This is a genomic window from Streptomyces sp. ISL-36 (assembly GCF_018614205.1).
Classification (GTDB): Bacteria; Actinomycetota; Actinomycetes; order Streptomycetales; family Streptomycetaceae; genus Streptomyces.
Genome location: NZ_JAGGOS010000061.1, coordinates 57,242 through 81,412, shown reverse-complemented (window position 1 = coordinate 81,412; position 24,171 = coordinate 57,242). Strand labels below are relative to the sequence as shown.

General features: G+C 70.3%; 23 protein-coding genes and 4 pseudogenes. 10 read left to right on the top strand and 17 right to left on the bottom strand.

Features of this window, described 5'->3' with window-relative positions:
• Nucleotides 1-46 precede the first annotated feature (46 nt).
• A pseudogene (locus tag J7E93_RS37115) lies at nt 47-460 on the bottom strand (CocE/NonD family hydrolase); the annotation flags it as partial.
• Between the two features lie 169 nt (nt 461-629).
• On the opposite strand from J7E93_RS37115, the gene J7E93_RS17145 reads away from it, so the two are divergent.
• The gene (locus tag J7E93_RS17145) at nt 630-1,196 is read left to right on the top strand and encodes a TetR/AcrR family transcriptional regulator (RefSeq protein WP_215070246.1); all 567 of its coding nucleotides are present in this window, start codon (nt 630-632) and stop codon (nt 1,194-1,196) included.
• 267 nt (nt 1,197-1,463) lie between these two features.
• Here the strand turns inward: J7E93_RS17145 and xdhC are convergent, their stop codons facing one another.
• Genes xdhC through J7E93_RS17130 form a run of 3 tightly spaced genes read right to left on the bottom strand, consistent with a single transcriptional unit; the run spans nt 1,464 to nt 6,152 of the window.
• Nucleotides 1,464-2,273, bottom strand: coding sequence for a xanthine dehydrogenase accessory protein XdhC (xdhC, locus tag J7E93_RS17140; protein ID WP_215070302.1), 810 nt, complete (start codon nt 2,271-2,273; stop codon nt 1,464-1,466).
• Between the two features lies 1 nt (nt 2,274).
• The gene (gene xdhB, locus J7E93_RS17135) at nt 2,275-4,680 is read right to left on the bottom strand and encodes a xanthine dehydrogenase molybdopterin binding subunit (RefSeq protein ID WP_215070244.1); all 2,406 of its coding nucleotides are present in this window, start codon (nt 4,678-4,680) and stop codon (nt 2,275-2,277) included.
• Nucleotides 4,677-6,152, bottom strand: a complete 1,476-nt coding sequence (locus J7E93_RS17130; RefSeq protein ID WP_215070242.1) for a xanthine dehydrogenase small subunit — start codon at nt 6,150-6,152, stop codon at nt 4,677-4,679. The genes xdhB and J7E93_RS17130 overlap by 4 nt, the downstream gene beginning before the upstream one ends.
• A 1,105-nt stretch (nt 6,153-7,257) precedes the next feature.
• Between J7E93_RS17130 and J7E93_RS17125 the strand changes: the two genes are divergently transcribed.
• Both J7E93_RS17125 and J7E93_RS17120 read left to right on the top strand, forming a co-directional pair.
• On the top strand, nt 7,258-7,554 hold the full coding sequence (locus J7E93_RS17125) for a hypothetical protein (RefSeq protein WP_215070240.1): 297 nt from the start codon (nt 7,258-7,260) through the stop codon (nt 7,552-7,554).
• A 99-nt stretch (nt 7,555-7,653) separates the two neighbouring features.
• Nucleotides 7,654-7,770, top strand: a pseudogene (locus tag J7E93_RS17120) (IS481 family transposase); the annotation flags it as partial.
• Nucleotides 7,771-7,864: 94 nt separating this feature from the next.
• On the opposite strand, the pseudogene J7E93_RS37110 reads toward J7E93_RS17120, so the two are convergent.
• A pseudogene (locus tag J7E93_RS37110) lies at nt 7,865-7,990 on the bottom strand (transposase); the annotation flags it as partial.
• On the opposite strand from J7E93_RS37110, the pseudogene J7E93_RS17110 reads away from it, so the two are divergent.
• Both J7E93_RS17110 and J7E93_RS17105 read left to right on the top strand, forming a co-directional pair.
• Nucleotides 7,989-8,327: pseudogene (locus J7E93_RS17110) on the top strand (carboxymuconolactone decarboxylase family protein); the annotation flags it as partial. The pseudogenes J7E93_RS37110 and J7E93_RS17110 overlap by 2 nt on opposite strands.
• Nucleotides 8,328-8,625: 298 nt before the next feature.
• The gene (locus tag J7E93_RS17105) at nt 8,626-8,976 is read left to right on the top strand and encodes an SsgA family sporulation/cell division regulator (RefSeq protein WP_251066650.1); all 351 of its coding nucleotides are present in this window, start codon (nt 8,626-8,628) and stop codon (nt 8,974-8,976) included.
• Between the two features lie 226 nt (nt 8,977-9,202).
• Here J7E93_RS17105 and J7E93_RS17100 read toward each other — a convergent pair whose 3' ends face one another.
• Both J7E93_RS17100 and J7E93_RS17095 read right to left on the bottom strand, forming a co-directional pair.
• Entirely contained in the window at nt 9,203-9,898 is a 696-nt protein-coding gene (locus tag J7E93_RS17100; protein ID WP_308368688.1) for an alpha/beta hydrolase, read from the bottom strand.
• Between the two features lie 166 nt (nt 9,899-10,064).
• Complete coding sequence (locus J7E93_RS17095) at nt 10,065-10,790, bottom strand: alpha/beta fold hydrolase (RefSeq protein ID WP_215070238.1); 726 nt, start codon at nt 10,788-10,790, stop codon at nt 10,065-10,067.
• 444 nt (nt 10,791-11,234) lie between these two features.
• Between J7E93_RS17095 and J7E93_RS17090 the strand changes: the two genes are divergently transcribed.
• Complete coding sequence (locus tag J7E93_RS17090) at nt 11,235-11,780, top strand: hypothetical protein (RefSeq protein ID WP_215070236.1); 546 nt, start codon at nt 11,235-11,237, stop codon at nt 11,778-11,780.
• A 102-nt stretch (nt 11,781-11,882) separates the two neighbouring features.
• A complete protein-coding gene (locus J7E93_RS17085) occupies nt 11,883-12,278 on the top strand; it encodes a VOC family protein (RefSeq protein WP_215070234.1) in 396 nt (131 codons plus the stop codon).
• A gap of 129 nt (nt 12,279-12,407) precedes the next feature.
• On the opposite strand, the gene J7E93_RS17080 is transcribed toward J7E93_RS17085, so the two are convergent.
• The 7 genes from J7E93_RS17080 to J7E93_RS17055 all read right to left on the bottom strand — a co-directional run bounded on the left by J7E93_RS17080 (nt 12,408) and on the right by J7E93_RS17055 (nt 19,863).
• Nucleotides 12,408-13,394: an aldo/keto reductase gene (locus J7E93_RS17080; protein WP_215070232.1), complete on the bottom strand. Its 987-nt coding sequence runs from the start codon at nt 13,392-13,394 to the stop codon at nt 12,408-12,410.
• Between the two features lie 167 nt (nt 13,395-13,561).
• Complete coding sequence (locus tag J7E93_RS17075; protein WP_215070230.1) at nt 13,562-14,158, bottom strand: short chain dehydrogenase; 597 nt, start codon at nt 14,156-14,158, stop codon at nt 13,562-13,564.
• A gap of 215 nt (nt 14,159-14,373) precedes the next feature.
• Nucleotides 14,374-16,764: an excinuclease ABC subunit UvrA gene (locus J7E93_RS17070; RefSeq protein WP_215070228.1), complete on the bottom strand. Its 2,391-nt coding sequence runs from the start codon at nt 16,762-16,764 to the stop codon at nt 14,374-14,376.
• Between the two features lie 112 nt (nt 16,765-16,876).
• The gene (locus tag J7E93_RS37825; protein WP_285440924.1) at nt 16,877-17,002 is read right to left on the bottom strand and encodes a hypothetical protein; all 126 of its coding nucleotides are present in this window, start codon (nt 17,000-17,002) and stop codon (nt 16,877-16,879) included.
• Nucleotides 17,003-17,132: 130 nt separating this feature from the next.
• On the bottom strand, nt 17,133-18,236 hold the full coding sequence (locus J7E93_RS17065; RefSeq protein WP_215070226.1) for a C45 family peptidase: 1,104 nt from the start codon (nt 18,234-18,236) through the stop codon (nt 17,133-17,135).
• Nucleotides 18,233-18,424, bottom strand: a complete 192-nt coding sequence (locus J7E93_RS17060) for a hypothetical protein (RefSeq protein WP_215070224.1) — start codon at nt 18,422-18,424, stop codon at nt 18,233-18,235. The genes J7E93_RS17065 and J7E93_RS17060 overlap by 4 nt, the downstream gene beginning before the upstream one ends.
• Nucleotides 18,421-19,863 (bottom strand): cytosine permease, encoded by a 1,443-nt coding sequence (locus J7E93_RS17055; protein WP_215070222.1) that lies wholly within the window; start codon nt 19,861-19,863, stop codon nt 18,421-18,423. Before J7E93_RS17055 ends, J7E93_RS17060 begins: the two co-directional genes overlap by 4 nt.
• 88 nt (nt 19,864-19,951) lie before the next feature.
• On the opposite strand from J7E93_RS17055, the gene J7E93_RS17050 reads away from it, so the two are divergent.
• Entirely contained in the window at nt 19,952-20,650 is a 699-nt protein-coding gene (locus tag J7E93_RS17050) for a TetR/AcrR family transcriptional regulator (protein WP_215070220.1), read from the top strand.
• 72 nt (nt 20,651-20,722) lie between these two features.
• On the opposite strand, the gene J7E93_RS17045 is transcribed toward J7E93_RS17050, so the two are convergent.
• From J7E93_RS17045 to J7E93_RS17035, 3 genes are all read right to left on the bottom strand, one after another.
• Nucleotides 20,723-21,346, bottom strand: a complete 624-nt coding sequence (locus J7E93_RS17045; protein WP_215070296.1) for a uracil-DNA glycosylase — start codon at nt 21,344-21,346, stop codon at nt 20,723-20,725.
• Between the two features lie 141 nt (nt 21,347-21,487).
• Complete coding sequence (locus tag J7E93_RS17040; RefSeq protein ID WP_215070218.1) at nt 21,488-22,150, bottom strand: lysophospholipid acyltransferase family protein; 663 nt, start codon at nt 22,148-22,150, stop codon at nt 21,488-21,490.
• Between the two features lie 170 nt (nt 22,151-22,320).
• A complete protein-coding gene (locus tag J7E93_RS17035; RefSeq protein WP_215070216.1) occupies nt 22,321-22,686 on the bottom strand; it encodes a hypothetical protein in 366 nt (121 codons plus the stop codon).
• Between J7E93_RS17035 and J7E93_RS17030 the strand changes: the two genes are divergently transcribed.
• Both J7E93_RS17030 and J7E93_RS17025 read left to right on the top strand, forming a co-directional pair.
• Complete coding sequence (locus J7E93_RS17030; protein WP_215070214.1) at nt 22,685-22,927, top strand: cupin domain-containing protein; 243 nt, start codon at nt 22,685-22,687, stop codon at nt 22,925-22,927. The genes J7E93_RS17035 and J7E93_RS17030 overlap by 2 nt on opposite strands.
• A 112-nt stretch (nt 22,928-23,039) precedes the next feature.
• The gene (locus tag J7E93_RS17025; protein ID WP_215070212.1) at nt 23,040-24,161 is read left to right on the top strand and encodes a hypothetical protein; all 1,122 of its coding nucleotides are present in this window, start codon (nt 23,040-23,042) and stop codon (nt 24,159-24,161) included.
• Nucleotides 24,162-24,171 lie beyond the last annotated feature (10 nt).

Genomic DNA, 24,171 nt, shown 5'->3' with positions numbered 1-24,171 from the left:
CCTGGTAGGTGGCCCCCTCCAGCCACAGGGGCTGCCGACCGGATCCGGAGTCGTAGGTGGCGATACCGGGGGCGTTCGTGGTGCTCGTCACCCGGGGGACGATGGCGCGCAGGGCGGGGTGCTGGCTGGAGACCGCGGACCACTGGGTGAATCCGTAGTACGAGTCGCCGAACATGCCCACGATTCCGTCGGACCAGGGCTGGTGGGTGATCCACTCGATGGTGTCGTAGCCGTCGTCGACCTCTCCGGTCCAGCCCAGCGTCAGACCCTCGGAGCGGAATTTGCCCCGGACGTCCTGGACGACGACGACGTAGCCGCGCGCTGTGAACCTTTCCGCGATCTTGTCGAAGAACGCGTACCGGCTGTTCTTGTCGTAGGGCAGACGGGCCAGGACGACCGGCGCGGGCCTCGTGGGGTCGGCGCCGTACACATCGGCGGCCAACCGCACTCCGTCGCGCATGCGCACCATGTGCTGCCGCGCGTGCGGAGGGACAGGCTCCGGGGTGATGCGCTGGACGGTCGGGCTCATGAGGCCTCTCCAGGGAAGCAAACCTTTAGATAACAACGTGACATAACAGCGTTGCATCTAGGTGTTCCACCGTCAACCCCCTCTGAGCTAGGTTGCTTCCATGCCGATCGACGTCGACGAAGTCCAGCGCCGCAAGGCAATCGCCGAAGCAACCCTCGCTGTCGCCGCCCGGGACGGGGCGCGCGCCGTCACCATTCGCGCCGTGGCCAAGGAACTCGGCGGGTCCACAGCGATGGTCACGAACTACGTACCGACGCGGACAGCTCTGATCACCAACGCCGTCCGCGCGGCCGAGTCCCGGTGGCGGTCCGACCTGGAAGCCCACCTGGGCGAGCTGACCGGCGCGGACCGACTGCGGGCCACGGTGGAATGGCACCTCAGCACAGAGCCCGAAGACCTGCTGCTCCGCACGCTCTGGGTCGAGATGCTCTCGACGGCACACGCCGATCCCCACGGGGTCGACCGCCAAGAGCCGCGTGAAGCACGCCAGGAGTTCCTCGACGCGTCCACCGCTGCCGGAGTACCCGACGCCGGCCTCGCCGCCGACGTCCTTTCGCTGCTGACCCGCGGTTACTACGTCTCCACCCTGGAGGAGCCGGGCTACTGGACGCCGGAACGGGCCGGCCGTGTCGCCAGAGCCGTCGTGGGCGCCCTCATGGACTCATGAGGGCGCCGTGTCCCGACACGTACGCGCCCACGGTGCCGAACCGTTGACTCGAAGCCACCTTGCGGACCGCCGCCCCGCTCGACCGTCTCCCGCGGGTCGATCACCGTCACGGTCACGTCGTCGCCCGCCGCGTCGGCCGGCCCGCCGCCGTCCCGCCCGCGTAGCCGCCGCCGACCACGACCACGACCACACGCGTGTTCTCGGTCATGGTCTCCCCTCCGTCTCCAGGCAGGTTCGACCTCAGCACACCGCGCTCTCGGACACTGCTCAGCGGCGGTCCTGTGCGAAGGTCCGGAGCAGGTCCGCCGCGACGCTCACCGCGATCACGGCGGGCTCCTTGCCGGTGATCCCAGTGACGCCGATCGGGGTCTTGATCCGGTCGATCGTGGCATCGTCGTGGCCGCCCTCGGTGGCCAGGCGCTTGCGGAAGCGCGCCCATTTCGCGGCTGAACCGATCAGGCCGATGGAGCCCAGACCGGTGGTGCGCAGGGCCGCGTCGCACAGAGCGGCGTCCTCGGCGTGATCATGGGTCATGATCAGGACGTGGGTGCCGGGCGCCAGCTCCCCGAGCACCTCCTCCGGAAGGAGCGGTGTGTGGTGCACGTGGATCTGCGCCACCGCATCCCCGAGCACGTCGAGCCGTTCCTCGGCGAGCATCTCGGAGCGCGTGTCGATCAGGTGCAGATCGAGGTCGTGCCGGGCCAGGACACGTGCCAGTTCCAGCCCGACGTGCCCGACGCCGAAGACCGCCACGGCCGGGACCACCGGCAGCGGCTCGAGCAGCACGGTGACAGCTCCGCCGCAGCACTGCACGCCGTGGCGGCTGGTGACCTTGTCGTTGAGGGCGAACTCCATCAGCTCCGGCTCCGGATCCGGCGTGCCGATCAACTCGCGGGCCCGATCGATGGCGACGGCCTCGATGTTGCCGCCGCCGATCGAACCCCAGGTCTCGGTCCGTCCGACGACGAGTTTGGCGCCGGCCTTGCGGGGTGCGTGGCCGCGCACGGTCGCGACGGTCACGAGCACGCCGGCTTCCCGGCGGGCTCGCAACCGAGCGACCGCGGCCACCCACGTCATCTCAGGCATTGCTCAAGGCACTTGGGCCGGCGAGGACCTCGCCGCCCGTGCGTGCGGTGTCATTGCGCTGCGCGCCGCCACTGCGAGCTGCTTCGATCGCCCAGTACACCGCCTCCGGTGTCGCGGGGCAGCCGAGGTCCACGCCGACTCCGACGGGCCCGAACGCCGCGGCGGCCTGCCGCAACGCTTCCCGCACGGAGAACGCCAGCATCAGCGGAGGTTCACCCACCGCCTTGGACCCGTACACCGCGCCCTCTTCGGTGGCGTTCTCGAGCAGCGTGACGTTGAACTCCTCGGGCATCTCCGAGAAGCTCGGCAGCTTGTAGGTGCTCGCCGCCTGGGTCTGCAGCCGACCGCGGTTCGGCCCGTCGCTGGTGTCCCAGCGCAGGTCCTCGAGCGTCAGCCAGCCCGCACCCTGCACGAAACCGCCCTCGACCTGACCGATGTCGATCATCGGGGACAGGCTGTCGCCGACATCGTGCACGATGTCCACCCGCCGGATGCGGTACGCACCGGTGAAGCCGTCGACCTCCACCTCGGTCGCGGCGGCGCCGAGGGCGAAGTACTTGAACGGCGAACCCCTGAACGTCTTCGCGTCCCAGTGCAGCCCCTCGGTCCGGTAGAAACCCGCGGCCGACAGCTGGACCCGCTGGAAGTACGCGGTGCGCACCAGGTCGTCCCAGGCCAGCTCCTTGTCGCTGCCCAGGGCGCGCGCGACGCCCTGGACGATGCGCACGTCCGAGGCGTTCGCCCCCAGCTGGGTGGCGGCCACCTGCAGCAGCCGCTCGCGCAGCTGCTCGCAGGCGTTCTTGATCGCCCCACCGTTCAGGTCTGCCCCCGAACTGGCAGCGGTGGCGGAGGTGTTGGGTACCTTGTCGGTACGCGTCGGGGCGAGGCGGACCTTGTGCAGCGGAATGCCCAGCGTGGTCGCCGCCACCTGCATCATCTTGGTGTGCAGGCCCTGGCCCATCTCGGTGCCGCCGTGGTTGATCAGGACCGAGCCGTCCTTGTAGATCAGCACCAACGCGCCGCCCTGGTTGAAGGCGGTGAGGTTGAACGAGATGCCGAACTTGATGCCGGTGAGCGCGAGCGCCCGCTTGGTGTTCGGGTGCGCGGCGTTGAAGGCGGCGATCTCGCGCTTGCGATCGGCGATGCCGGCGTCGCTCTGCACCTGCTGCCAGATGGTGGAGATCCGCTCGGCCTGTGTGACCGGCTGTCCGTACGGCGTCGTCTGGCCCTGGCCCGGCCGGTAGAAGTTGCGCTCCCGCAGCTCCATGGGGTCCAGGCCGAGCTGCGGCGCGCAGCGGCCCAGGATGTCCTCGATCACCAGCATGCCCTGCGGTCCGCCGAAGCCGCGGAAGGCGGTGTTGGAGACCGTGTTGGTCTTGGCGATGCGACCGGCGACGCGCGCGTTGGGAATCCAGTAGGTGTTGTCGATGTGGCACAGGGCGCGGGCCAGCACGGGCTCGGAGAGGTCCAGACTCCAGCCGCCGTCCGCGACCAGGGTGGCGTCCAGGGCCTGGATGCGGCCGTCCGCGTCGAAGCCGATCTTCCACGTGGCGTGGAACCCGTGCCGCTTGCCGGACATGGTCAGGTCCTGAGTCCGATTGAGCCGGAACCGGACCGGCCGACCGGTCAGCCTGGCGCCGAGTGCGGCGACGGCCGCGAACCCGTGGGGCTGCATCTCCTTGCCGCCGAAGCCGCCGCCCATCCGCAGGCACTGCACGGTCACTTCGTGGGCGGGCACGCCCAGCACGTGCGAGACGATCTCCTGGGTCTCCGACGGGTGCTGAGTGCTGCTCTGGATGAACAGCTGCCCGTTCTCGTCGACCTGGGCCAGCGCCGCATGGGTCTCGAGGTAGAAGTGCTCCTGACCGGAGAACTGGAACTCGCCGGTGATCACGTGCGCGGAGTCGGCGAAGCCGGCGTCGATGTCGCCGGTCTCCATCACGGGCTGAGCGCCGTGGTAGCTGCCGGCCGCCATCGCGTCCTGCAGCGTGACCAGGGAAGGCAGTTCCTCGAGTTCCACCTCGACGGCCGCCGCACCGAGCCGGGCCGCCTCCAGGGTCTCGCCGAGCACCCAGGCGACCGCGTGGCCGTGGAACATGACCTCGTCGGGGAAGAGCGGTTCGTCGTGCTTCATGCCGGCATCGTTGACACCGGGCACGTCGGCCCCGGTCAGCACACGGACCACACCGGGCACGGCGAGCGCGGGCTCGGTGCGCAGCGCGGTGATCGTGCCGTGGGCCTTCATGACCTGGACCGGGTACGCGTGCAGTACGTCCTTGGTGCGCTGGACCAGGTCGTCGGTGTACAGCGCGGTGCCGGTGACGTGCTGGACGGCACTCTCGTGCGGCATCGAGACACCGACGACGGGGTTTTCGGGACGCTCGGACAAATGGCTCATGACGACACCGCCTCGGTGGTCTGTGCGTACAGCTTCAGCAGGCTCTGGCCGAGCATCGCGGAACGGTAGAGGGAGCTGGCGCGGTGATCGTCCATCGGTGTGCCCTGACCCCGCAGAACCCGGGCCGCGGCCTCGACGGTCTCCGCCGCCCACGGCTTGCCCTCCAGGGCCTCCTCGACGGCGAGGGCGCGGATCGGGGTGGCGGCCACGCCGCCTAGGCCGATGCGTGCCTTGCGGACGATCCCGTCCTCGATGTCGAGCGCGAAAGCGACCGCCACGCTGGAGATGTCGTCGAAGCGCCGCTTGGCGATCTTGTGGAAGGCCACGACCGGGGACAGCGGCAGCGGGATGCGCACGGCGCGGATCAGCTCGCCGGGTCGGCGCACGCTCTGCCGGTAGCCGGTGAAGTACTCCGCCAGCGGGACCACACGCTCACCGGCGCCGCCCGCGAGTACCACCGACGCCTCCAGCGCCAGCAGCACCGGCGGGCTGTCGCCGATGGGAGAGCCGGTACCCAGGTTGCCGCCGAAGGTCGCGCTGTTGCGGATGAGCCGGGAGGCGAACTGCGGGAACAGTTCGGCCAGCAGCGGGACACTGCCGTCGAGGCGGCGTTCGATCTCGGTGAGCGTCAGCGCCGCCCCGATCTCGATGTGGTCGGACTCGACGCGCAACGCCCGCAGTTCGGGCAGCCGGTCGATGGCGACCACGCAACTCGCGCGGCGGGAGCGGATGTTCACCTCCACACCCCAGTCGGTGCTGCCGGCGACCACGACCGCTTCGGGTCGCTCGTTCAGCAGCCGCAGCGCGTCGGCCAGGGTGCCCGGCCGCAGGAACACGCTGTCGCCCTCGGCGTATTCGGTGGCGACCGGCTCGGGAGGGGACTGCTCGCGACGCTGCGCCAGGGGGTCGTCCTCGGTCGGCGCACCGACAGCGAAGGCGGCATCGCGAATCGGTCGATAACCGGTGCAGCGGCAGAGGTTTCCGCTCAGCGCGTGCAGATCGAAACCGTTCGGACCGTGCTCGGGGTCGGCGCCGTCGGCCGCGTCCGCATCCGCGTCCCCGTGCGCACAGCGGTCGGGCCGGTAGTACTCGGCGGCCATGCTGCACACGAATCCCGGTGTGCAGTAACCGCACTGGGAGCCGCCGCGGACCGCCATCTCCTCCTGCACCGGGTGCAGCGTGGGCGGCGTGCCGGCTTCGCCGGCGGTGGCGAGGCCCTCAGCGGTGACGATCTCCTGACCGTCGAGCGCCGCGACCGGAAGCAGGCAGGCGTTGACCGCCACCCAGTCGGTGGGCTTGTCCGTCCCGGGACGGGCCACCAGGACCGAACAGGCGCCGCACTCACCCTCGGCGCAGCCCTCCTTGGTCCCGGTGAGGCCGCGCTCGCGGAGGAAATCCAGCACCGTGGTGTGGGGCGCAGCCGGTGAAATCGGTGCTTCCTTCCCATTGACCGTGATCCGTGCCGCTACCATGGCACATCCTCATTTCGGTGCGCGGTCGAACTCATGACACAAGTTGCCATATCAGAAGCCTTCTACTTCGGTGGCGCAGCTCGAGAACCCGGCTGCGCGAACCAGCACGTGACGACGTGCCGCAGGCGATGACAGAAATAAAAAGAGGCCGGGGCCGCACAATGGGCACGCCGGAAAGGGAGGCTGTTCAGCAGCCGTGTGCTACACGACCCGGGACCCAGGCGGCCCGGTGGGCGAGGCGATGCAGGTCGGAGAAGGTCGACATCCGACTTCGCCTCCTTCCAACAGCTCACGAGTCGGTTCGCTCGAAAATTACGATGCCGCGGGCCCATCGGTCAAGCGCCGCGGAGGCCTTCGCCGGCTGAGCGTCAGGCATGAGAACCGTGGGGTCGACCTCCCGGCCGTGTCCGGTCGGCCACCGCTCCGGGGCCGCAGAGTCGTCGCTGCCGGGCCGCCCGGGCCACTGAAGTGCTCATCCTTCTCCCCTCACACACATCCCGCCAGCCTGGGAGCCGGACCGCGGCGCTTCCGGTCCCGGTGCGCAGGAAGGCACGCAGCGGGGAGGGCGAGTCACTGCTGCAGGCGGCCTGCCCGGTGCAGTCCGACGTCGACGATCGCCTCGGGCGGCTGGCTGATCCACGGTGGTCGGTGAGACTCACCGCGAGAAGGATGTAACCCCAGGTCAGCGCCCCCGGGCCCTCAGCTGCGTCGCGGGTGCTTCGGGGGCGGGCAACGGAGCGCCGTCGTAGCCCTTGACCTCGCCGAAGCGGTCGCCCGTCATCCATCTGGTCAGCGAGGTGATCCGAGGGGAACGGCCTCACCGCTGGGCTGCCACGAGCTGCGCGCCTGCCCCTGGATGACGACATCGCCCCAGGCGCCCGTCCGGCGGCGACGTGTCGCCGACCCCCCTCGGCGACTCAGGAGGCCGGGATCGCACCGTGCCAGACGAGTCGGCGTGTTGCGACACAAAAAGGACGATAATCACATAGTGTGCACAGTCGTGACGTTTCGTAACTAACGAAACGTGCCACTACGGCAGGAAAGGGATGTAATGCGTAAGCTTCGCAAGGCTGTTCTTGTGGCTGCCATGATCGGGAGCCTCAGCATGGCCGGGGCAGGAGTTGCCTCCGCCGACGGCGCCGACACGAACGGTGCCGCCAACGAGTGCACTGAGGCAGCTGCTGCCAGCAACTCGTCCACCCAGATCAATATCCCGGTGAACGTCGGAGTCTCCGTCTTCGGCGACGTGACGCAGTCGAACACGGCGCAGCAGAACTCGGCGCAGGCGAACCAGATCCAGCAGATCTGCCAGAACGGGGACGACAACTTCGCCGCGAACGTCGCCGGCATCGGCGTGGAGCAGGCGAACAACTCGCTGAACCTCCTGGACAACGAGCTCTAGTGTATTGATCACGAGCGTCCTTGACACTCAGTGGTCTTGAGCATGGCGAAGACCTCCGGTGTGGTGGAGGTGTCAAGTCTTCACCGCACGGAGGTCTTCGTGTCCCACCGTAATGCCCGGCTGACCGTTCACGGCAGACGGCTCCTGGTCGAGCGTGTCCGGTCCGGCCGTCCCGTGGCCCATGTGGCGGCCGAGATGGACACCTCCCGGGCCACGGTCGCCCCCTTCGCGCCGGCCAAAGACTGCAGCTGACCCGGTGCCAGGTACCGTTCCTCTGCCGTCGGCGAAACGGGTCGTAGGCCCGGCCCCACGGCCCGTACTCGACAGGCACATCCCGCCACGGAACACCGGTACGGACCCGGAACCGTACGCCGTCGATCAACTGCCGCCGCGACCGGACCGGCGGCCACCCCGCCCTCGTCCCCTTCGGCAACATCGGCTCCAACACTGCCGTGCAGACATCGGAAGCGGTCCGCGCGGTCGCCGCCGACGCAGGCCTCGACCGCACGGTGGTGGAACTGATCAACCTCCGCGTCTCGCAGATCAACGGCTGCGCCTTCTGCCTCCATCTGCGCACTCGGGCCGCCCTGCGCGCCGGTGAGACGACGCAGCGCCTGGGCGTGCTGCCGGCCTGGTGGGACACCGAGCTGTTCACGCCCGCGGAACGAGCGGCCCTCGGACTCGCGGAGGCGACGACCGCGCCGGCCGACGCCGCCGCCGCGCAGGGAGACACGTTCAACCGCGTCTCGATCCTGAGCAAGCATCCGGTGCGGGTGGAAGGGTGGCGCGGCGTCCGACCCACTCGCCGACACGGCTCCGCGCGGATCACAGGGGCGGTGGTCGGTTCTTTTTCCGACAACACTTCGTGCGCCGGTCGGCAACACAGCCCCACGAGCTCGCCGTACGGTCGTCCTCGACACCCCCACCCGAGGCCGGACCGACCCTCCGCACCGTACGAACTGCCACTGACAGGGGCTACATGAGCGAGTCGCTCGACGCGGCGGACGAACGCGCGATCACATTTCCACTGAAGGTCCGCGTACCACCTCACACGGACCGCCGGCCGCGCCATTGCCCGCGGAATTCCGCTACGCCGCGAGGGACCCGTACGCCGTGCGTCTGGCGCTCGGCGCCCCTACGACTCCGTCCGTCGACTGGTTCTTCGCACGGTCGCTTCTCGCGCAGGGCTCGCACGGTCCCTCGGGCATCGGGGATGTGCTGGTGGCACCGAGTCGACATCACCGTCGACCCACGGTCCGTATCACCCTCAGGACGCGGGCCGGCTCTGCGGTCCTGGAGGTAGAGGCATCAGCCGTCTCGGCCTTCCTGCGCCAGACCGACGCGATGGTGCCGCCGGGCACCGAACCCCTCCACCTCGACCTGGACCACGTCGTGTCCCGGCTCACGGCCGACAGCGGCTGAGAGGCCGGTTCGACGGCCCGGTGGAACACCTTCTCTGCGGTACGTCGCGAGATCAGGGCGATCCCACCCCGCCGCGGACGGCGTGACGGGCCGCCTGCGATGCTCTCGCGCCCGCTGGAGGCCACGGGACGAACCGGGGAACAGGCCGTGCGGACCGGCACTCTGGGGGACGGCGGACCGAACGGCCCGCTGGTCCCCCAGGTGATCCGCCAAGGGTCGGGCCCGCTCAGCGGACCGAGCGGGCCGCGCGCAGGATCAGCTCCGCGACCGGAGCCGGGTCGCTCACGGCGCCGCATGGGGCGCGCACCTTCACGGTGCGAGCGTGGGCTCGCTCAGCCATCCACTGTTCGGCGGCCGGCGGAATGTTGCGGTCCCGGGTGGCCACGAGGTACCAGCTGGGGATCTCCCGCCACGCCGCCGCACCGGCCTTTTCCTGGAGCGTGGCCAGGGCGATCGGGCGCTGGCCCACGGCCATCACCTGGGCGGTGGTAGCCGGGACGCCGTCCGCGAACTGCTGCCTGAACAGCTCCTTCTTGATGACCAGTTCCTCGCCCTGACCGCCTTCGGGCAAGGGGTAGTACTGCGTGGAGGTGGCCTGGGCCAGCGTGCTTCCGGGGTACTTGGCGGTGAGCTCCAGCGCGCTCTCGCCGACGTCCGGTACGAAGGCCGCGACGTAGGCCAGCGCCTTGACCCGCGACGCACGCGCCGCAGCCACGCTGATGACCGACCCGCCGTAGGAGTGACCGACGAGCACGATCGGGCCCGGGACGCTGTCGAGGACGCTGCGTATGTAGGCGGCATCGCTCGTTAGGCCGCGCAGCGGCAGGGCGGGCGCGAGGACGTGGTGGCCCTGCCGCTGGAGCCGCCCGACGACGCCGGCCCAACTGGAGGCGTCCGCGAAAGCGCCGTGGACCAGGACCACGGTGGGTCTGGCGTCACGAGCTTCGGAGCCGGTTCGCAGGTCCTCCGCCGCTGACGGAGCCGCGAGAGCGGCCGTGCCCGACGGTGCGGCGGGAGATGGGTGGGTTCATCGTTCACTTCCTGCGGTGATGTCGAAGGGGTGGGTATGCGGCGCGTGGGTCCGTTCCTCACTCGGTGGTGGCCCGGACCGCCTCGTCGATCAGCTGGGCGACCCGCTCGGGGTGGGCCAGCATCACCAGGTGCGAGGAGTCGATCTCCACGGTGGTCATGCCGGCGCGCTGGTAGCCGTAACGCTCCACATCGGGGTTGATGGTGCGGTCGGACGACGAGACCAGGCCCCAGGAGGGCTTGGTCTTCCACGCGGCGACCGGGGCCTGCTCGGCGAAGCCCTGGGCGGCCAGTGGGCGTTGGGAGACCGCGAGGACGGAGGCGACGCGCGGGTCGACGTCGGCGGCGAAGATGGCCGGGAACCTGTCGATCCGCACCGATACGTCGGTCCCGGGCGTGGAGGAACCATCGACCGGGAACGGGGTGTAGACGAGGGCGGAGGCGAGGTCCGAGTCGGGGAAGCGGCCCTGGAGCTCGCCCAGGCTCTCCCCCTTCTCCAGGGCGTAGCCGGCCAGGTAGACCAGCGCCTTGACGTTGTCCTCCGCGCCGGCAACGGTGATGACTGCGCCGCCGTACGAGTGCCCCACGAGGACGACGGGACCGGGTGTCTGGCGGACGATCGAGGCGATGTAGTCCGCGTCGCCGAGCAGGCTGCGGTTGGGCACGGCCGGAGCCACCACGTCCAGGCCGCGGGCGAGCAGTTCGGGGATGACACGGGCGTAGCTGGACGCGTCGGCGAATGCGCCGTGGACCAGGACGACGGTGGGCTTGCCGGAATCGGACATCACGCAACTCCTTCTATGTGGCGGTGGTGGGCTCACGGCCACCCCGGGCCGCCGGCACGGGTTCCGGAACGGACTGCCGGAACGAGTGCCGAAGCGGGGCTGCCGCCCGAGCCGGACTCGGCTTCCGCGCAGAGGGCCGAACACACAGCCCTCTCGGCAGCGGGGCCGGCGGGCGGTGAGCAGCGGCACGAAAGGAACAGTAGGGAGGAAACCCGCAGTCGCCTTGCCTCTCCGCGCCCCGCCCCTGCTCCGTCCGCGCCTCAGCTCCCCCTGCGCGCCGCCGCCTGCGTATCCGAGCCGAGTTGAACGCGTTCAATCGGTCTGTCAAGGTGTACTCGTCATGCCCCGCCCACTCCGGTGGATGGGTCGATTCGGGCTGCGGTCAGGGGGACGACGGTGGGGAAGAGCAAGCGGGGTCGGTGGTTCACCTTCGGGAGTGTGGCCATGGGACTGGCCGTACTCTGTGCATGCGCCGGGCCGTACCAGTACTTCGAGGGCACGGGACTTCACGACGCCACGGTGGCCGAGGTCACGGGCAGCTGGGAGAGCATCGAGGAGACGCGACTGACACTCCGCCTGGACGGTACGGCCCTGCTTCAGCGGCTCGACGGCCAGGACTTCGACTTCGACGAGGGCTGGCGCGTCACCGGCAGTGGGACCTGGAAGCTGACCGACGACTCCAACGGCCAGGACATCAGGCTCGCCATGACGACCCGGACCGGAGCCGAGATGCGCGCCCCCACGACTGCGGCGGACACGTCGACCGACGCCTCGACCGACGCCTCGACCGACGCTTCGGTCTCCGCCGCCGCCTCCGCGGTGCCGCCTGCGACGTACACGTGGCACTTCTACGTACGCCGCGATCAGCACGAGGCGTTGGAGCTGTTCTTCTTCTACGGCGATCCCGATATCGGGAACACGTACGTCTTGAGACGGGCGGCCACACCAGCCGCCACGACCGCTGACCCCGGCGCCCCCGTCGCCGGCTAGACGATCGAGCCTAAGGGTTGGCGGTCGTAGCGGTCCCGGACTCGGCGTATGGGCGGCAGCGGTCCCCTAGGCTGAGCCCCGTCCGCACTGCCTGGGAGAGATATGACAAGTAGGTTCACGGAGTTGGCCGTTGACTGTCACGATCCGGAGAGACTCGCGGCCTTCTGGTGCGAGGCCCTGGACTTCGAAGTGATCGACCGGAGCGAGGGCAAGGTCGAGATCGGCTCCTGGGTACCGACTGTCGAGGAGGTGCGGGCTCGCCAGATGCCGCCCACCCTGCTGTTCATCCAGGTGCCCGAGGCCAGAACCGTGAAGAACCGGCTTCACCTCGACGTCAGCCCGATCGACGGCAGCACCGACGACGAGGTGACCAGGCTGCTCGACCTCGGCGCCACCAGGACGGATGTGGGCCAAGGCCCGGACCGAAGCTGGGTGGTCATGGCCGACCCCGAGGGCAACGAGTTCTGCGTCCTGCGCACGCTGGCACCGCCCACATAGACGGGCGAGTGCGGTGGCGAGGAAGCCCAGTCCGGTGCCAGAACCGCACTTTGAGCTGCCTCACCTCATGCACGCGCAGCCGATGCCTGAGAATCGGTCATCCAGTCGGGGCTCGTGACCGCGGCAGGCTCAGCTGTTGACGAAGGTGAGGCTCGTCGGGTCGTAGCGAGGGCCCGCGACCTGCTCGGGCGGGGCGGCGGCCTCGATGGCGGCGAGGTCCTCCGGGGACAGCTCGACGGCCAGAGCCGCGAGGTTCTCCTCCACGTACCGCTGCCGCCGTGTGCCAGGGATCGGCACCACGTCGTCGCCCCGGTGCTGCACCCAGGCCAGGGCGAGCTGACCGGTGGTGACTCCCTTGGCCGCGGCCAGCTCGTTCAGCTTCGCGACGATCGCCAGGTTCCGTTCGAGATTGCCGTCGGCGAACCGCGGCTGGCTCCGCCGCATGTCGGTCTCGGACAGTGCTTCGACCGAGCTGTACCGGCCGGTCAGGAAGCCGCGCCCCAGCGGGGAGAACGGGACCAGGCCGATGCCGAGTTCACGGCAGACCGGGGCGATCTCCGCCTCCAGATCGCGCGTCCACAGCGACCACTCGCTCTGCAGCGCGGCGATGGGATGCACCGCGTGCGCCCGCCGGATGGTGCTCGCGCCGGCCTCGGACAGCCCGAGGTGTCGGACCTTCCCGGCGTGCACCAGTTCGGCCATGGCGCCGACGGTCTCTTCGATCGGTACCTGGGGATCGACTCGGTGCTGGTAGTAGAGGTCGATGTGGTCGACTCCGAGCCGGCGCAGCGAGGCCTCGCACGCCTGCCGCACATAGGCGGCGTCACCGCGCACCCGGGTCGGCTCCCCCAGCCGGTTGGCGAAGCCGAACTTCGTGGCCAGCACCACTTCGTCGCGCCGTCCGGCAACGGCCCGTCCGATCAACTCCTCGTTGTGCCCGGCGCCGTAGAAGTCGGAGGTGTCCAGGAAGGTCACCCCGAGGTCGAGAGCATGGCGCAGTGTCGCGATCGACTGCGCGTCGTCCGAGGCGCCGTAGCCGTGGCTCATGCCCATGCACCCCAGGCCCTGCGCGGAGACCGCCAGATTGCCCAGGTGCCGGGTGGCGATGTCGGTCATGCTGCTGCCTCCTGAAGTCGGAATCATCTGCCCAGGACGCTAGGTGTTGGAGCGCGCTCCAAGTCAACTGAACGTCGTGACAGGCAAACGCGGAGACCAGTCGGCGGCCCCCACCACCGCCGCGGGAGCGGGCGTCATCACCTCAGCTGCCGAGCCGCCCGCGCAGATCACGTCGTGGGTTCGATCACCTGGCCCCGAGCCGTTCCCTCGACGATCTCCACGTACGTCCTGACCACCTCGGCCAGCGGCGTGCCCGCCGAGCCGTCACGCCCCAGCGCCCCAAGCGTCTCCGAGATCCAGCCCGGGCTCACCGCGTTCAACCGGATGCCGCGCGGCATCTCGAGCGCGGCGGCCGGTACGAAGCCCGCGAGCCCCGCGTTCATCAGGGCGGTGAAGGACAGACCGGGCTCGGAGAATGTCGAGACACCGTTGGTGAGAGTGATGGATCCGGCATCGTTGAGGTGACGCAGCGCGTGACGGACGAGGTGGACCTGGCCCAGCAGCTTTCCTTCCAGCCCCACGAAGTAGTCGTCGTCAGCGGAATCGCCCAGTCCGGCGATCGCGCCACTGGCCGCGACCGCGATGACCGCGTCGATGCCGTCGACCGTGGCGAACAGGCCTCCGATCGACTTCGGGTCCGCGAGGTCGACTTGGACGGGACCTCGCCGTGAGGCCCGTACGACGTGGTGACCCGGATTCGACTCAAGGACGTCGGCCAGGGCCGAGCCGACGGTTCCGGTCGCACCGATGACGACGATCTTCATGGCGGGGTTTTCCTCGGCTTCTCGGACTCGGCGCGATCACGGGCGGGTTCGACGCTGGGTCCAGGCGCGAGCGGAGGTCCAATACCCGGGGTCATAACCAGCAGGCATGGGACCGATCATCGGGCCGCAACCGCATCACCGTTGAACGCTCGGGCGCCCGAGGCCGAGGCCGAGGCCGGGACCGGGACCGCCCTGCGGCGGTCCCGCTGTGCTCCTCAGGCGCCGACGTAGGCCGCCAGGTGCTCGCCCGTAAGTGTGGAGCGGGTGGCGACGAGGTCGGCGGGTGTGCCCTCGAAGACGATCCGGCCGCCGTCGTGGCCGGCGCCGGGACCGAGGTCGATGATCCAGTCGGCGTGCGCCATGACCGCCTGGTGGTGCTCGACGACGATGACCGACTTGCCGGAGTCGACGAGCCGGTCCAGCAGGCCCAGCAACTGCTCGACATCGGCGAGGTGGAGGCCGGTGGTCGGCTCGTCGAGGATGTAGACGCCGCCCTTGTCGGCCATGTGGGTCGCCAGCTTGAGTCGCTGCCGCTCGCCGCCGGACAGCGTCGTGAGGGGCTGGCCGAGGCTGAGGTAGCCGAGCCCGACGTCGGCGAGCCGGTCGAGGACGGCGTGCGCGGCCGGCGTGCGCGCCTCACCGGCGCCCAAGAACTCCAGCGCTTCCGTCACCGACATCGCGAGCACCTCGCTGATGTCCCGGCCGCCGAGGTGGTGGTCGAGGACCGATGCCTCGAATCGCTTGCCCTCGCAGTCCTCGCAGGTGGTGGCGACGCCCGCCATCATCGCCAGGTCGGTGTAGATGACCCCGGCGCCGTTGCAGGTGGGGCAGGCGCCTTCGGAGTTGGCGCTGAACAGTGCCGGCTTCACGCCGTTGGCCTTCGCGAACGCCTTGCGGATCGGGTCGAGCAGTCCGGTGTACGTCGCCGGGTTGCTCCTTCGCGACCCGCGGATGGCGCCCTGGTCGACCGACACCACGCCCTCGCCGGCGGGGATCGACCCGTGCACGAGCGAGCTCTTGCCGGAGCCGGCGACGCCGGTGACGACGACGAGCATTCCGAGCGGGATGTCGACGTCGACGCCGCGCAGGTTGTGTGTCGTCGCGCCGCGGATCTCCAGCGTGCCGGTGGGCTTGCGCACCGTCTCCTTGAGGACGGCCCGGTCGTCGAGATGCCGGCCGGTGATGGTGCCGGCCGCCCTCAGGCCCTCGACGGTGCCCTCGAAGCAGACGGTGCCGCCCTCCGTACCGGCTCCGGGGCCGAGGTCGACGACGTGGTCGGCGATCGCGATCGCCTCCGGCTTGTGCTCCACGACGAGCACCGTGTTGCCCTTGTCCCGCAGCCTCAGGAGCAGGCCGTTCATCCGCTGGATGTCATGGGGGTGCAGGCCGATGGTGGGCTCGTCGAACACGTAGGTGACGTCGGTGAGCGAGGAGCCGAGGTGGCGGATCATCTTGACGCGCTGTGCCTCGCCGCCCGACAGCGTGCCCGACGGCCGGTCGAGCGCGAGGTAACCGAGGCCGATCTCCACGAACGAGTCGAGTGACTGCTGCAGCGCGGTGAGCAGCGGCGCCACGGACGGCTCATTGAGGCCGCGGACCCATTCGGCCAGGTCGCTGATCTGCATCGCGCAGGCGTCGGCGATGTTGATCTTGCCGATCCGTGACGACCGGGCCCCTTCTCCGAGCCGGGTGCCGTCGCACTCGGGGCAGGTGGTGAAGGTGACCGCGCGGTCCACGAACGCCCGGATGTGCGGCTGCATCGACTCCTTGTCCTTGGACAGGAACGACTTCTGGATCTTGGGGATCAACCCCTCATAGGTGAGGTTCACCCCCTCGACCTTCACCTTCGTCGGCTCCCGGTACAGGAAGTCCTGCATCTCCTTCTTGGTGAACTCGCGGATCGGCTTGTTCGGGTCGAGGAATCCCGACTCGGCGTAGACGCGCACGGTCCAGAAGCTGTCCGATTTCCAGCCCGGGATGGTGAACGCGCCTTCGGCGAGGGACTTGGAGTCGTCGTAGAGCTGGGTGAGGTCGATGTCGGAGACCGCGCCGCGGCCTTCGCACCGCGGGCACATGCCGCCGGTGCGGGAGAAGGTCGCCTTCACCGCCTTCTTGGCACCGCGCTCGACGGTGATCGCCCCGCTCGCGCGGACCGAGGGGACGTTGAAGGCGTACGCACTGGGCGGCCCGATGTGCGGCTTGCCGAGCCGGCTGAAGAGGATGCGCAGCATCGCGTTGGCGTCGGTGGCGGTGCCGACCGTGGAGCGGGGGTCCGCTCCCATCCGCTGCTGGTCGACGATGATCGCGGTCGTCAGGCCTTCGAGGACGTCGACCTCGGGCCGGGCGAGCGTCGGCATGAAGCCCTGTACGAAGGCGCTGTAGGTCTCGTTGATCAGCCGCTGCGACTCCGCGGCGATCGTGTCGAACACCAGCGAGCTCTTGCCCGAGCCGGAGACGCCGGTGAACACCGTCAGCCGGCGCTTCGGGATCTCGACGCTGACATCCTTGAGGTTGTTCTCGCGCGCGCCGTGCACGCGGATGACACCGTGACTCTCGGCAGCGTGCGGCGCAGGCGACTGCGCGTCCGTCCTCTTGGCCTTGCTCATCGTGTCTCCCTGTGTCGGGCGGGGCCGCCTTCGCGGTCTCGGTCCGCGTCGCCTGGCTTGATCTGCCGCGCTTCGAGCAGTACGTCCGGTTCCACTTCGTCCTCGACCTCGATCACGGGCCCGTGGGGGGCGTGGGCTCCGGCCCGGCCGAACGGTCCGGATGCCGCCCGAGGACGGTGTCCACGCCGGGGCCGGTGGCCGTCGGGCGGAGGCAGGCCGAGTGAGGGGTGGTGTTCATGGCCGTCACGCTATCGGCGGCAAGGTGACCGCGCTTCTCGATTCCTGATCTGTCCGGTCACCTGACGCACCAAGCCCGACGGCAGCCCCGCTGCGCTGTCACCACGGCACGGGTCGGTGCGGTGCCGGGATCAGTCGGCTTTGAGCACACGCCAGTCGCGTGAGCCGATGTCGGCGGGTGTGCCGTCGAGGATCCGGGCGGTGCGTGTCGCGGGTTCGAGCGTGATGGTCGCGAGGCCGGCCCAGCGCTGCCCCAGGGGCTTGTCCGGGTCGGGCAGGCAGGTCACCGGCGGTTCCCCCGCACCGGTCACGAGGCAGCCCGCGAGGTCGTCGACGGTCGTCGGTGGCTGCCTGTGGGCGAGGCGGGCGCGGACGAAGTCGTAGCGCAGGCCCGAATCGGGCTGGTAGAGCCATGTCTTCTCGCCGGCCGCCGGGGTCGCCGTCAGGAAGTGGTTGGTCCGCACGAGCGTGCCGTTCTCCGGGCGCATCTCGAAGACGCCGACGGGGCTCAGGTCGAGGAGTACGGCGTCGGTCTCGTCGAAGAGCGCGAACGATCCCGACGAGGCGAGGGGAGCACTGCGGACGATCTCGACGGCCTCGGCGACGCTTCCGGCTTCTGCCAGGACGACGGCGGCGAGCACGTGCACGGGGATGCCGCCGACGCCGTCGCGGACGTGGCCGAGGATGTTGAAGTGCAGGGCGAGGCCGGCGCTGTTGACGCCCATCTTGCCGAGGATGCCGTTCTCCGTGAGGCCGACGAAGTCATGGGCGCCGCCGCGCGACTCCAGTGTGTGCCAGTGAGCGCCCAGTTCGACATGCCAGTCCCATGTCTGGACGCCGCATGTGCGCGAGGGACCGTCGTGGCCGGGGCTGTGGCGCACGATCGTGGTGCACTCGCCTGGTGGCACGGCGGCGCTGCGGGAGAGGATCTCGGTGCGGGCGTTGAGGGCGGCGACGCGCCACTCCTCGATCCCGGCTCCCTGGGCGATGCCCGCGATCTCCGCGCGCGCCGCGGGGCGGAACCGCCCGATCGCGTCGAGTGCGCGCTCGGCGTCCTGGCGGACCTGGGCGGGGGCGATCCCGCCGAGCGCGAAGAGCTGGTCGTACACCTCGATCGCGGCGGGGATGCCATCGTGGCGTTGCTCGCCTCGGGCGACGCCGCGGTCGTACGGGTCGGTGGCGGCGGCCTTGACGTGGGGGCGGTGTTCGGGGCGGGGGATGGACGTCGGGGTCACGAGTTTCCTTCTGCATGGTTCAGGTGGAACCGCACCGCGCCGCCGACGACCGTCCCGAGGACGGCGTCGGCGGGCTGTGCGTCGGGGGCGAGGTCGAGAGGGTTCGCGGCGAACACGATGAGATCGGCGAACCGGTCCACGTGGTCGGCCGGCAGAATGACGTCGGCCTGCACAGGATGTGCCTTCATCGAGGCTGGGGCGTGAGGCGGATGGTCCGGAGACTGCGGGCCGAGGCCCAGTAGACGGCGGCGGCAACGCCCATGCCGGACGGAATCGCCAGGTCGACCTCGCCCATGGCCTTCGCGATCGGGCCGGTCCAGAAGCTGGTGTTCACCCACATCAGGGAGGTGAGGCCGCCCGCGACGAGCGCGAGGACGCCTGACCAGTGGACACCCCGGTGGTACCAGAAGGGTCCGCCGCGCTCCTGTTCGAGCAGGTTCTCCCCGTCATAGCGGTTGCGCCGCATGACGAGGTCGGTCACGGCCACCGCCATGGCCGGGCCCGTCACGACGACCACGAGTTGGAGCATGGTGCTGACGCTCGTCAGAAAGTCCCGGACGAGGATCGCGTAGAGCGTCATGGCCGTGCCGAGGATGCCGATGGTCAGGACCTCGGGGATACGTGCGAGGCGGACACCGACCGACTGGATGGACAGGCTGGCGCTGTAGGCCGTCATGCCGTTGTTCGCGACGGTGTTGAGGACGACCGCGATGACGAAGACGGGGACGAACCACCCGGGCAGAAGACTCTCCAGCGCGGCCTGCGGGCCGCTCATGTCGAGCCCGGTGGCCGCGAGCGCGCCGACCGCCGTGAACACGACGCTCGGCAGGTACGCGCCGAGGGCCGTCCATCCGGCGATGGCGATCGGACGGCTGTCACGGGGCAGGTAGCGGGCCAGGTCCGGGCTGTTGCTGTAGGAGAGCGGTGTGGAGGCGATGACGGTGAAGCCGACACCGAGCGCGGCGGCGAGTGCCCTGCCCCTGAGCGGTTCGGCCGGGGCGTAGGACCAGTCGGTCTCGGCGAGCACGTATCCCGTCACGACGACGAACACGAGAGTCAGCAGGATGCTGAGCGCGGTGTAGAGGCGGACGATCGTCGCGTATCCGTAGATCGCGATCAGCAGTGTCACCCCGGCGATCAGGCAGATGACGGCGGCTGCCACGGCCCGGTTGTCCGGCAGACCCATCCGGCCCGCCAGGCCGATTCCCGCGACGGAGGCGGCCGACCAGTTCAGGGCGAGGTAGGCCGCGGCGATGAGCCAGCCGGTCAGGACGAGCACGACCTTGTTGCCCATGACCCCGTAGAACGCGCGCGAGATGACCGACCCGCTCGTACCGGCGGCCGTCCCGCTCACCGCGATGATCCCGGTGCACGCCCACAGCAGGTTCCCGACGAGGATCACCCCGATCGCCTGCGGGAGCGAGAGCCCCAAGAGGATCAGCGTGGCGCCGACCACGAAGCTCAGATAGCTGACGTTCGGCGCCGCCCAGACCGCGAAGAGCCGGCGCGGGCTGCCGATGCGCTCGTCGGCGGGGACCAGATCGATCCCCCGGCTTTCCGGGTGCCCCGCCCGCTCGGAACCTTGTCCGTCGTGGGCTCCTGCGGTGGTGGTGGGGTGCGTCGCCATCGAGGCCTCTCGGGTGTGCCGGCAACCCCGCCACTATTGGGCGGGTGACCAACTGTGTATTGGCCACCGATCCAATAGCCTTTGGCCCATGACGTCAAGACCCCAGCCGAAACGGACCCGGAAGCCGCCCGAGGAGCGCCGCGCGGAGATCCTGGAGACCGCCGCACGCATCGCGCTGCAGGAGGGACTGGAGCTGATCACCCTGCGGCGCGTCGCGGACGAGCTGGGCGTCCGCCCCGGCCTCATCGGCCACTACTTCCCGGTCGCGGACAACCTCGTGAGCGAGGCGTTCACCTACGCCACGACCGCGGAACGCGAGTCGCTCCTGCCTCCGCAGGAGGAGGAGCTCCCTCCCCTCGACCGGCTCGCACGCTTCCTCGTGCGCCTCGCGGACGGCGACTACCTGGACCTCAGCCGCCTGTGGCTCAATGCGCGGCACCTCAGCAGGTTCAAGGCCGCGCTGCGCCAGGCGGTGAGCACACAGGAGTCGGCGACACGCGCCGCTCTCGTGACGCTCATCGACAAAGGCGTCCAAGCCGGGGAGTTCACGACCGATGACCCACTCAAGGCAGCCCTGCATGTCCTGGTGACCGTCGACGGCCTGGGGGCGTACGCCAATGACGACACCGCGTTGGACGGCCCGGACCTCGGCGACATGGCGATCGAGACGGCGGAAACCCGACTTGGCCTGGCCGCGGGCACACTCCGCGCCCGCGCCGGAGGTTCCGGCCCGACGGCGTCGAACACGTCCCGTCCGACACCGACAGAGGAACCCGAGCCGCAGTGACGCACGAGTGGCGTCACCGGTGAGAAGAGGAGTCCGGCCCGGCCGCCGTCGGACCTGTCCGGAATGTGGTGATCAGCCGCGCTCGTGGAGGGCTTTCGCCACCAGACGGTAGGCGTCGACACGATGCTGTTCCCGAGCGGCGCGGACGGCGGGGTCGGGCGACCAGAGCGCCTGCCTGCCGGGATGGTAGGTGCTCACGACCTCGAAGCGTGTCTGCTGGGCGACCTCCGGATGCTTCTTGGCCAGCCGACGCCAGGTCCTCTGCGCGTCGCCGCCCTGGAGCAGGACGACTCGGAGGTGGGGAAGCAGCTCGATGAGCCGTTTCAAAGGGGCGACGCCGGCCTGCTGTTCCGCTGCGGTCGGCGCCCGGTTGATGTACCAGGGGTAGGCGTTCCAGGGGGTGATGTCACCGGCGCCGATGCCTGCGTCGCCGAAGGCCTGGCATTGACGGGCGGCGGTCGGGTCGTCGTTCTCCATGCACAGGAAGCCGGACCCGGTGCCGTCCTGTGTGGCCGGACCCGGGTCCCGCAGCACGGACAGCACCCGGGCATCGACTCCGCCGTGCCAGGGAGCGACGTACGGCATCCAGCCCCGGCCGTCGTGCCCCCGCAGGTCGTCGACCATCTCGTTCACGAGGCGGACGTGCGGCGCGTACCGGTCCCGTTCCTGCGCTCTGCGGAACCCCTCCTCCGCCATGCGACGCACCGGCATCTCCTTGCTTCGTCCCGGCCGGGTGGATCCCGGTCTTCCGGCAGCGAACCACGTTCCGGGCGGGTACGGGCAAGATCGGGGAGGAAAGCGGCCGGCGGGATCCGGGCGCCGTGCGGCAACCTCGGTTCACAGGGCGGCGCGTGCGGCCGGTTCTCCGAGATGTTCGGCCGCCGTCCGCCACGCGGCCGTCACCGCAGCGTGGGCCTGCGCCGTCCGCGCCGCGCCGTCCCCGGTCAGCCGGAGAGGGACACCTACGTGGACGTGCAGGCCCGGCCGGCGCAGCGGTGCGGTGGCCAGGCCGGCGAGCTGTTTCGCCGTGCTGCCCGACGTCACCCGGCGTGCGCCGGCCTGGCCCACGGGAACAACGGCTGCGCCGGTACGTTGAGTGAGCCGCGCGAGGCCGCTTCGGAAGTCGCCGGGAGCCGCTTCGGCGGCGTCCTTGCGGCGTGGGAGTCCGCCCTCGGCGTAGATGAGGATCTGCCGTCCCTGTTCGAGGGCTGCTGCGGCGAGGTCCAGAGCGTCCGAGGCTCGCCGGTCATGGCGGAACACCGGGATGTGGCCTTCGCCGGCGAGTGCGCGGCCCAGGACCGGGACGCACCACAGGCCGGCGGCCGCCGCGACGACCGGCACAACGCCGAGACGACGAAGGGCGGCGAGCACGACGGCCGGGTCGGCCAGTGAGGTGTGGTTCGCGGCGATGATGCTGCCGGGCGGGATCTCGGCATGGTCCGCGGTGACCGAGAGGCGCCCGACGGTGGGCACCAGAACCTCGGCGAGACGGCTGAGCATGTGGCGCTCCCCCGGGGTAGGCGATGTTGTCTCTTTCATGGTCGCGAGCGAGCAGGCGACGGGCTTGAGCGCTCGTACTCAACCTTCACGTCCTCGTGCTCAGACCGGAGAACACCTGATCGCCCGCACACGGATCGGCGGCGTGCGGGGGGCCTGCGCCTGACGGCGGGTCAACCGGGCTCGCCCGGCTCCTCGCCCAGCAGGGCCTGCAGCAGGTGCCGCAGCGGTGGGCCGGGTGGGCCGGGCAGGGCGGCCCGTGAGGTGGTGACGGTGAGACCGGCGAGGGGGCGCACGGCGACTCGGGGGACCGACGGCCGCCCCCGTACCTCGTAGAAGACGGTCCACGACGACGCCTGCTCGGTGCCGATCGCGGTGAGTGTGGCCTGCAGGTCGCTGAACCGCGGGCCGAGGAGCGGCTCGGCACCGGCGGCACGGAAGGCGTCGGTGACCAGGCCGTGGAAGGGCGGGTTGTTCTCGCGAGCGGCCAGGCGCAGCGGGAGCGGAGCCAGCTGCTCCAGAGTGGTCGACGGCCGCATGCGGTTCACCCTGGACGACCGCACGGCGACCGTCACCGCCGGCGGGCTGGTCTGCTTCCCGCCCGGCGTGGCGCACTCCTTCGGCGCCGCGCCCGGCTCGACCGCGGGCCTTCTCGCGGTCCTGACCCCAGGCATCGACCGCTTCGACTACTTCAGGACCCTGGGTCGCATCCAGCACGGTCTGGAGGTCTTCGACCGCCTCCTGCCCGAACAGGACCGTTACGACGTGCACTTCCTCTGAGGGTGAGCCGGTACGAAGCGGTCTGCACCGTTCCGGGTACTTCCCTCCCGTTCCAGAGGCACCATGGGCGTCTGCACGTATCCGCATGGACTGACACGGGGGGCAGCACGCTGTGAGAAGGATGATGGCGGCCATCGGCGCCGCGGCCGCTCTGGCCGGACTGATCAGTGCGGCGGGACCGGCCACGGCGAGCGCCGGCGCTGCCTGCAGGACGGCGCCGACCGCATTGGGAGCGCTGCCCGGCACCGAGGTGGCCTGGCCGAAGGAGGGCGTACGCGCTCTGGGCCGGGGCAACCTGTCCGTCGGCTCGTCCCGGGGCAAGGCGGTCTACTGGACCGGCACGACAGTGCACCGCGTCCCCGTCCCCGACAGCCGGGCGGAGAGCGAGCTGCTGGGCGTGAACCAGCGCGGGCTGATGGTGGGCCGGTATCGGCCCTACGGCACCACCACGCAGGTGGGCTTCACCTACCGGGCGGGCGACGCCTCCGTCACGGAGTTGCCCGGCGGGGCGCAGTGGGGCGGGGACCTGGACGTCAACGACTCGGGTCGTGTGGTCGCGGGTGGGTACGGCGACAGGACGATCCGGGTCTACGCCGACGGCGCGCTGGAACGGACGCTCACCCTTCCCGAGGAGCTCGGCCCGGACACGTACGTCTACACCGTGGGAGGCATCAACTCCCGCGGCGATGTCGTCGCGACCGTGCAGAAGGTGGAGCCGGACACCGGCGGCCGCGTGGAGCACTCGTATCCGGTGCTGTGGCCCGGCGACGAGGGGCCCGCGCAGATCCTCCCGCAGGCGGGTGGCGGCGGAAACACCAGTTGGGTGGCGGGCATCGCGGCCGACGGGACGATCGTCGGCAGCGACTGGTACGGGCCCGGCTACGAGTGGACTCCGTGGGTGTGGTCCGCGCCGCTCGGCACCCCCGGTTCGTCGCCGGGTCGGCTGAGCACCCACCCGTACGCGAGCCTCGACGGCGTGAGCCCCACCACCGGTGTGGCGGTCGGTGCCGCCAGGTCCCACCCCGACGACGCGGGCAATGGAGCGGACCAGGCCGTGCTGTGGCCGGGTTCGGGCCCGATGCTGGCCCTGCCCCGGCTGGCGGCCGGGCAGGCGAGCGAGGCCGTCGCCGTCTCCGACGACGACCGGGCCGGAGGCAGTGCGGTGAACGCCTCCGGCGCGACGCGAGCCGTGGTGTGGACGTGCGCCTCGCGGCAGGCGTACCTGCCGAGCTGAGCGGCACGCG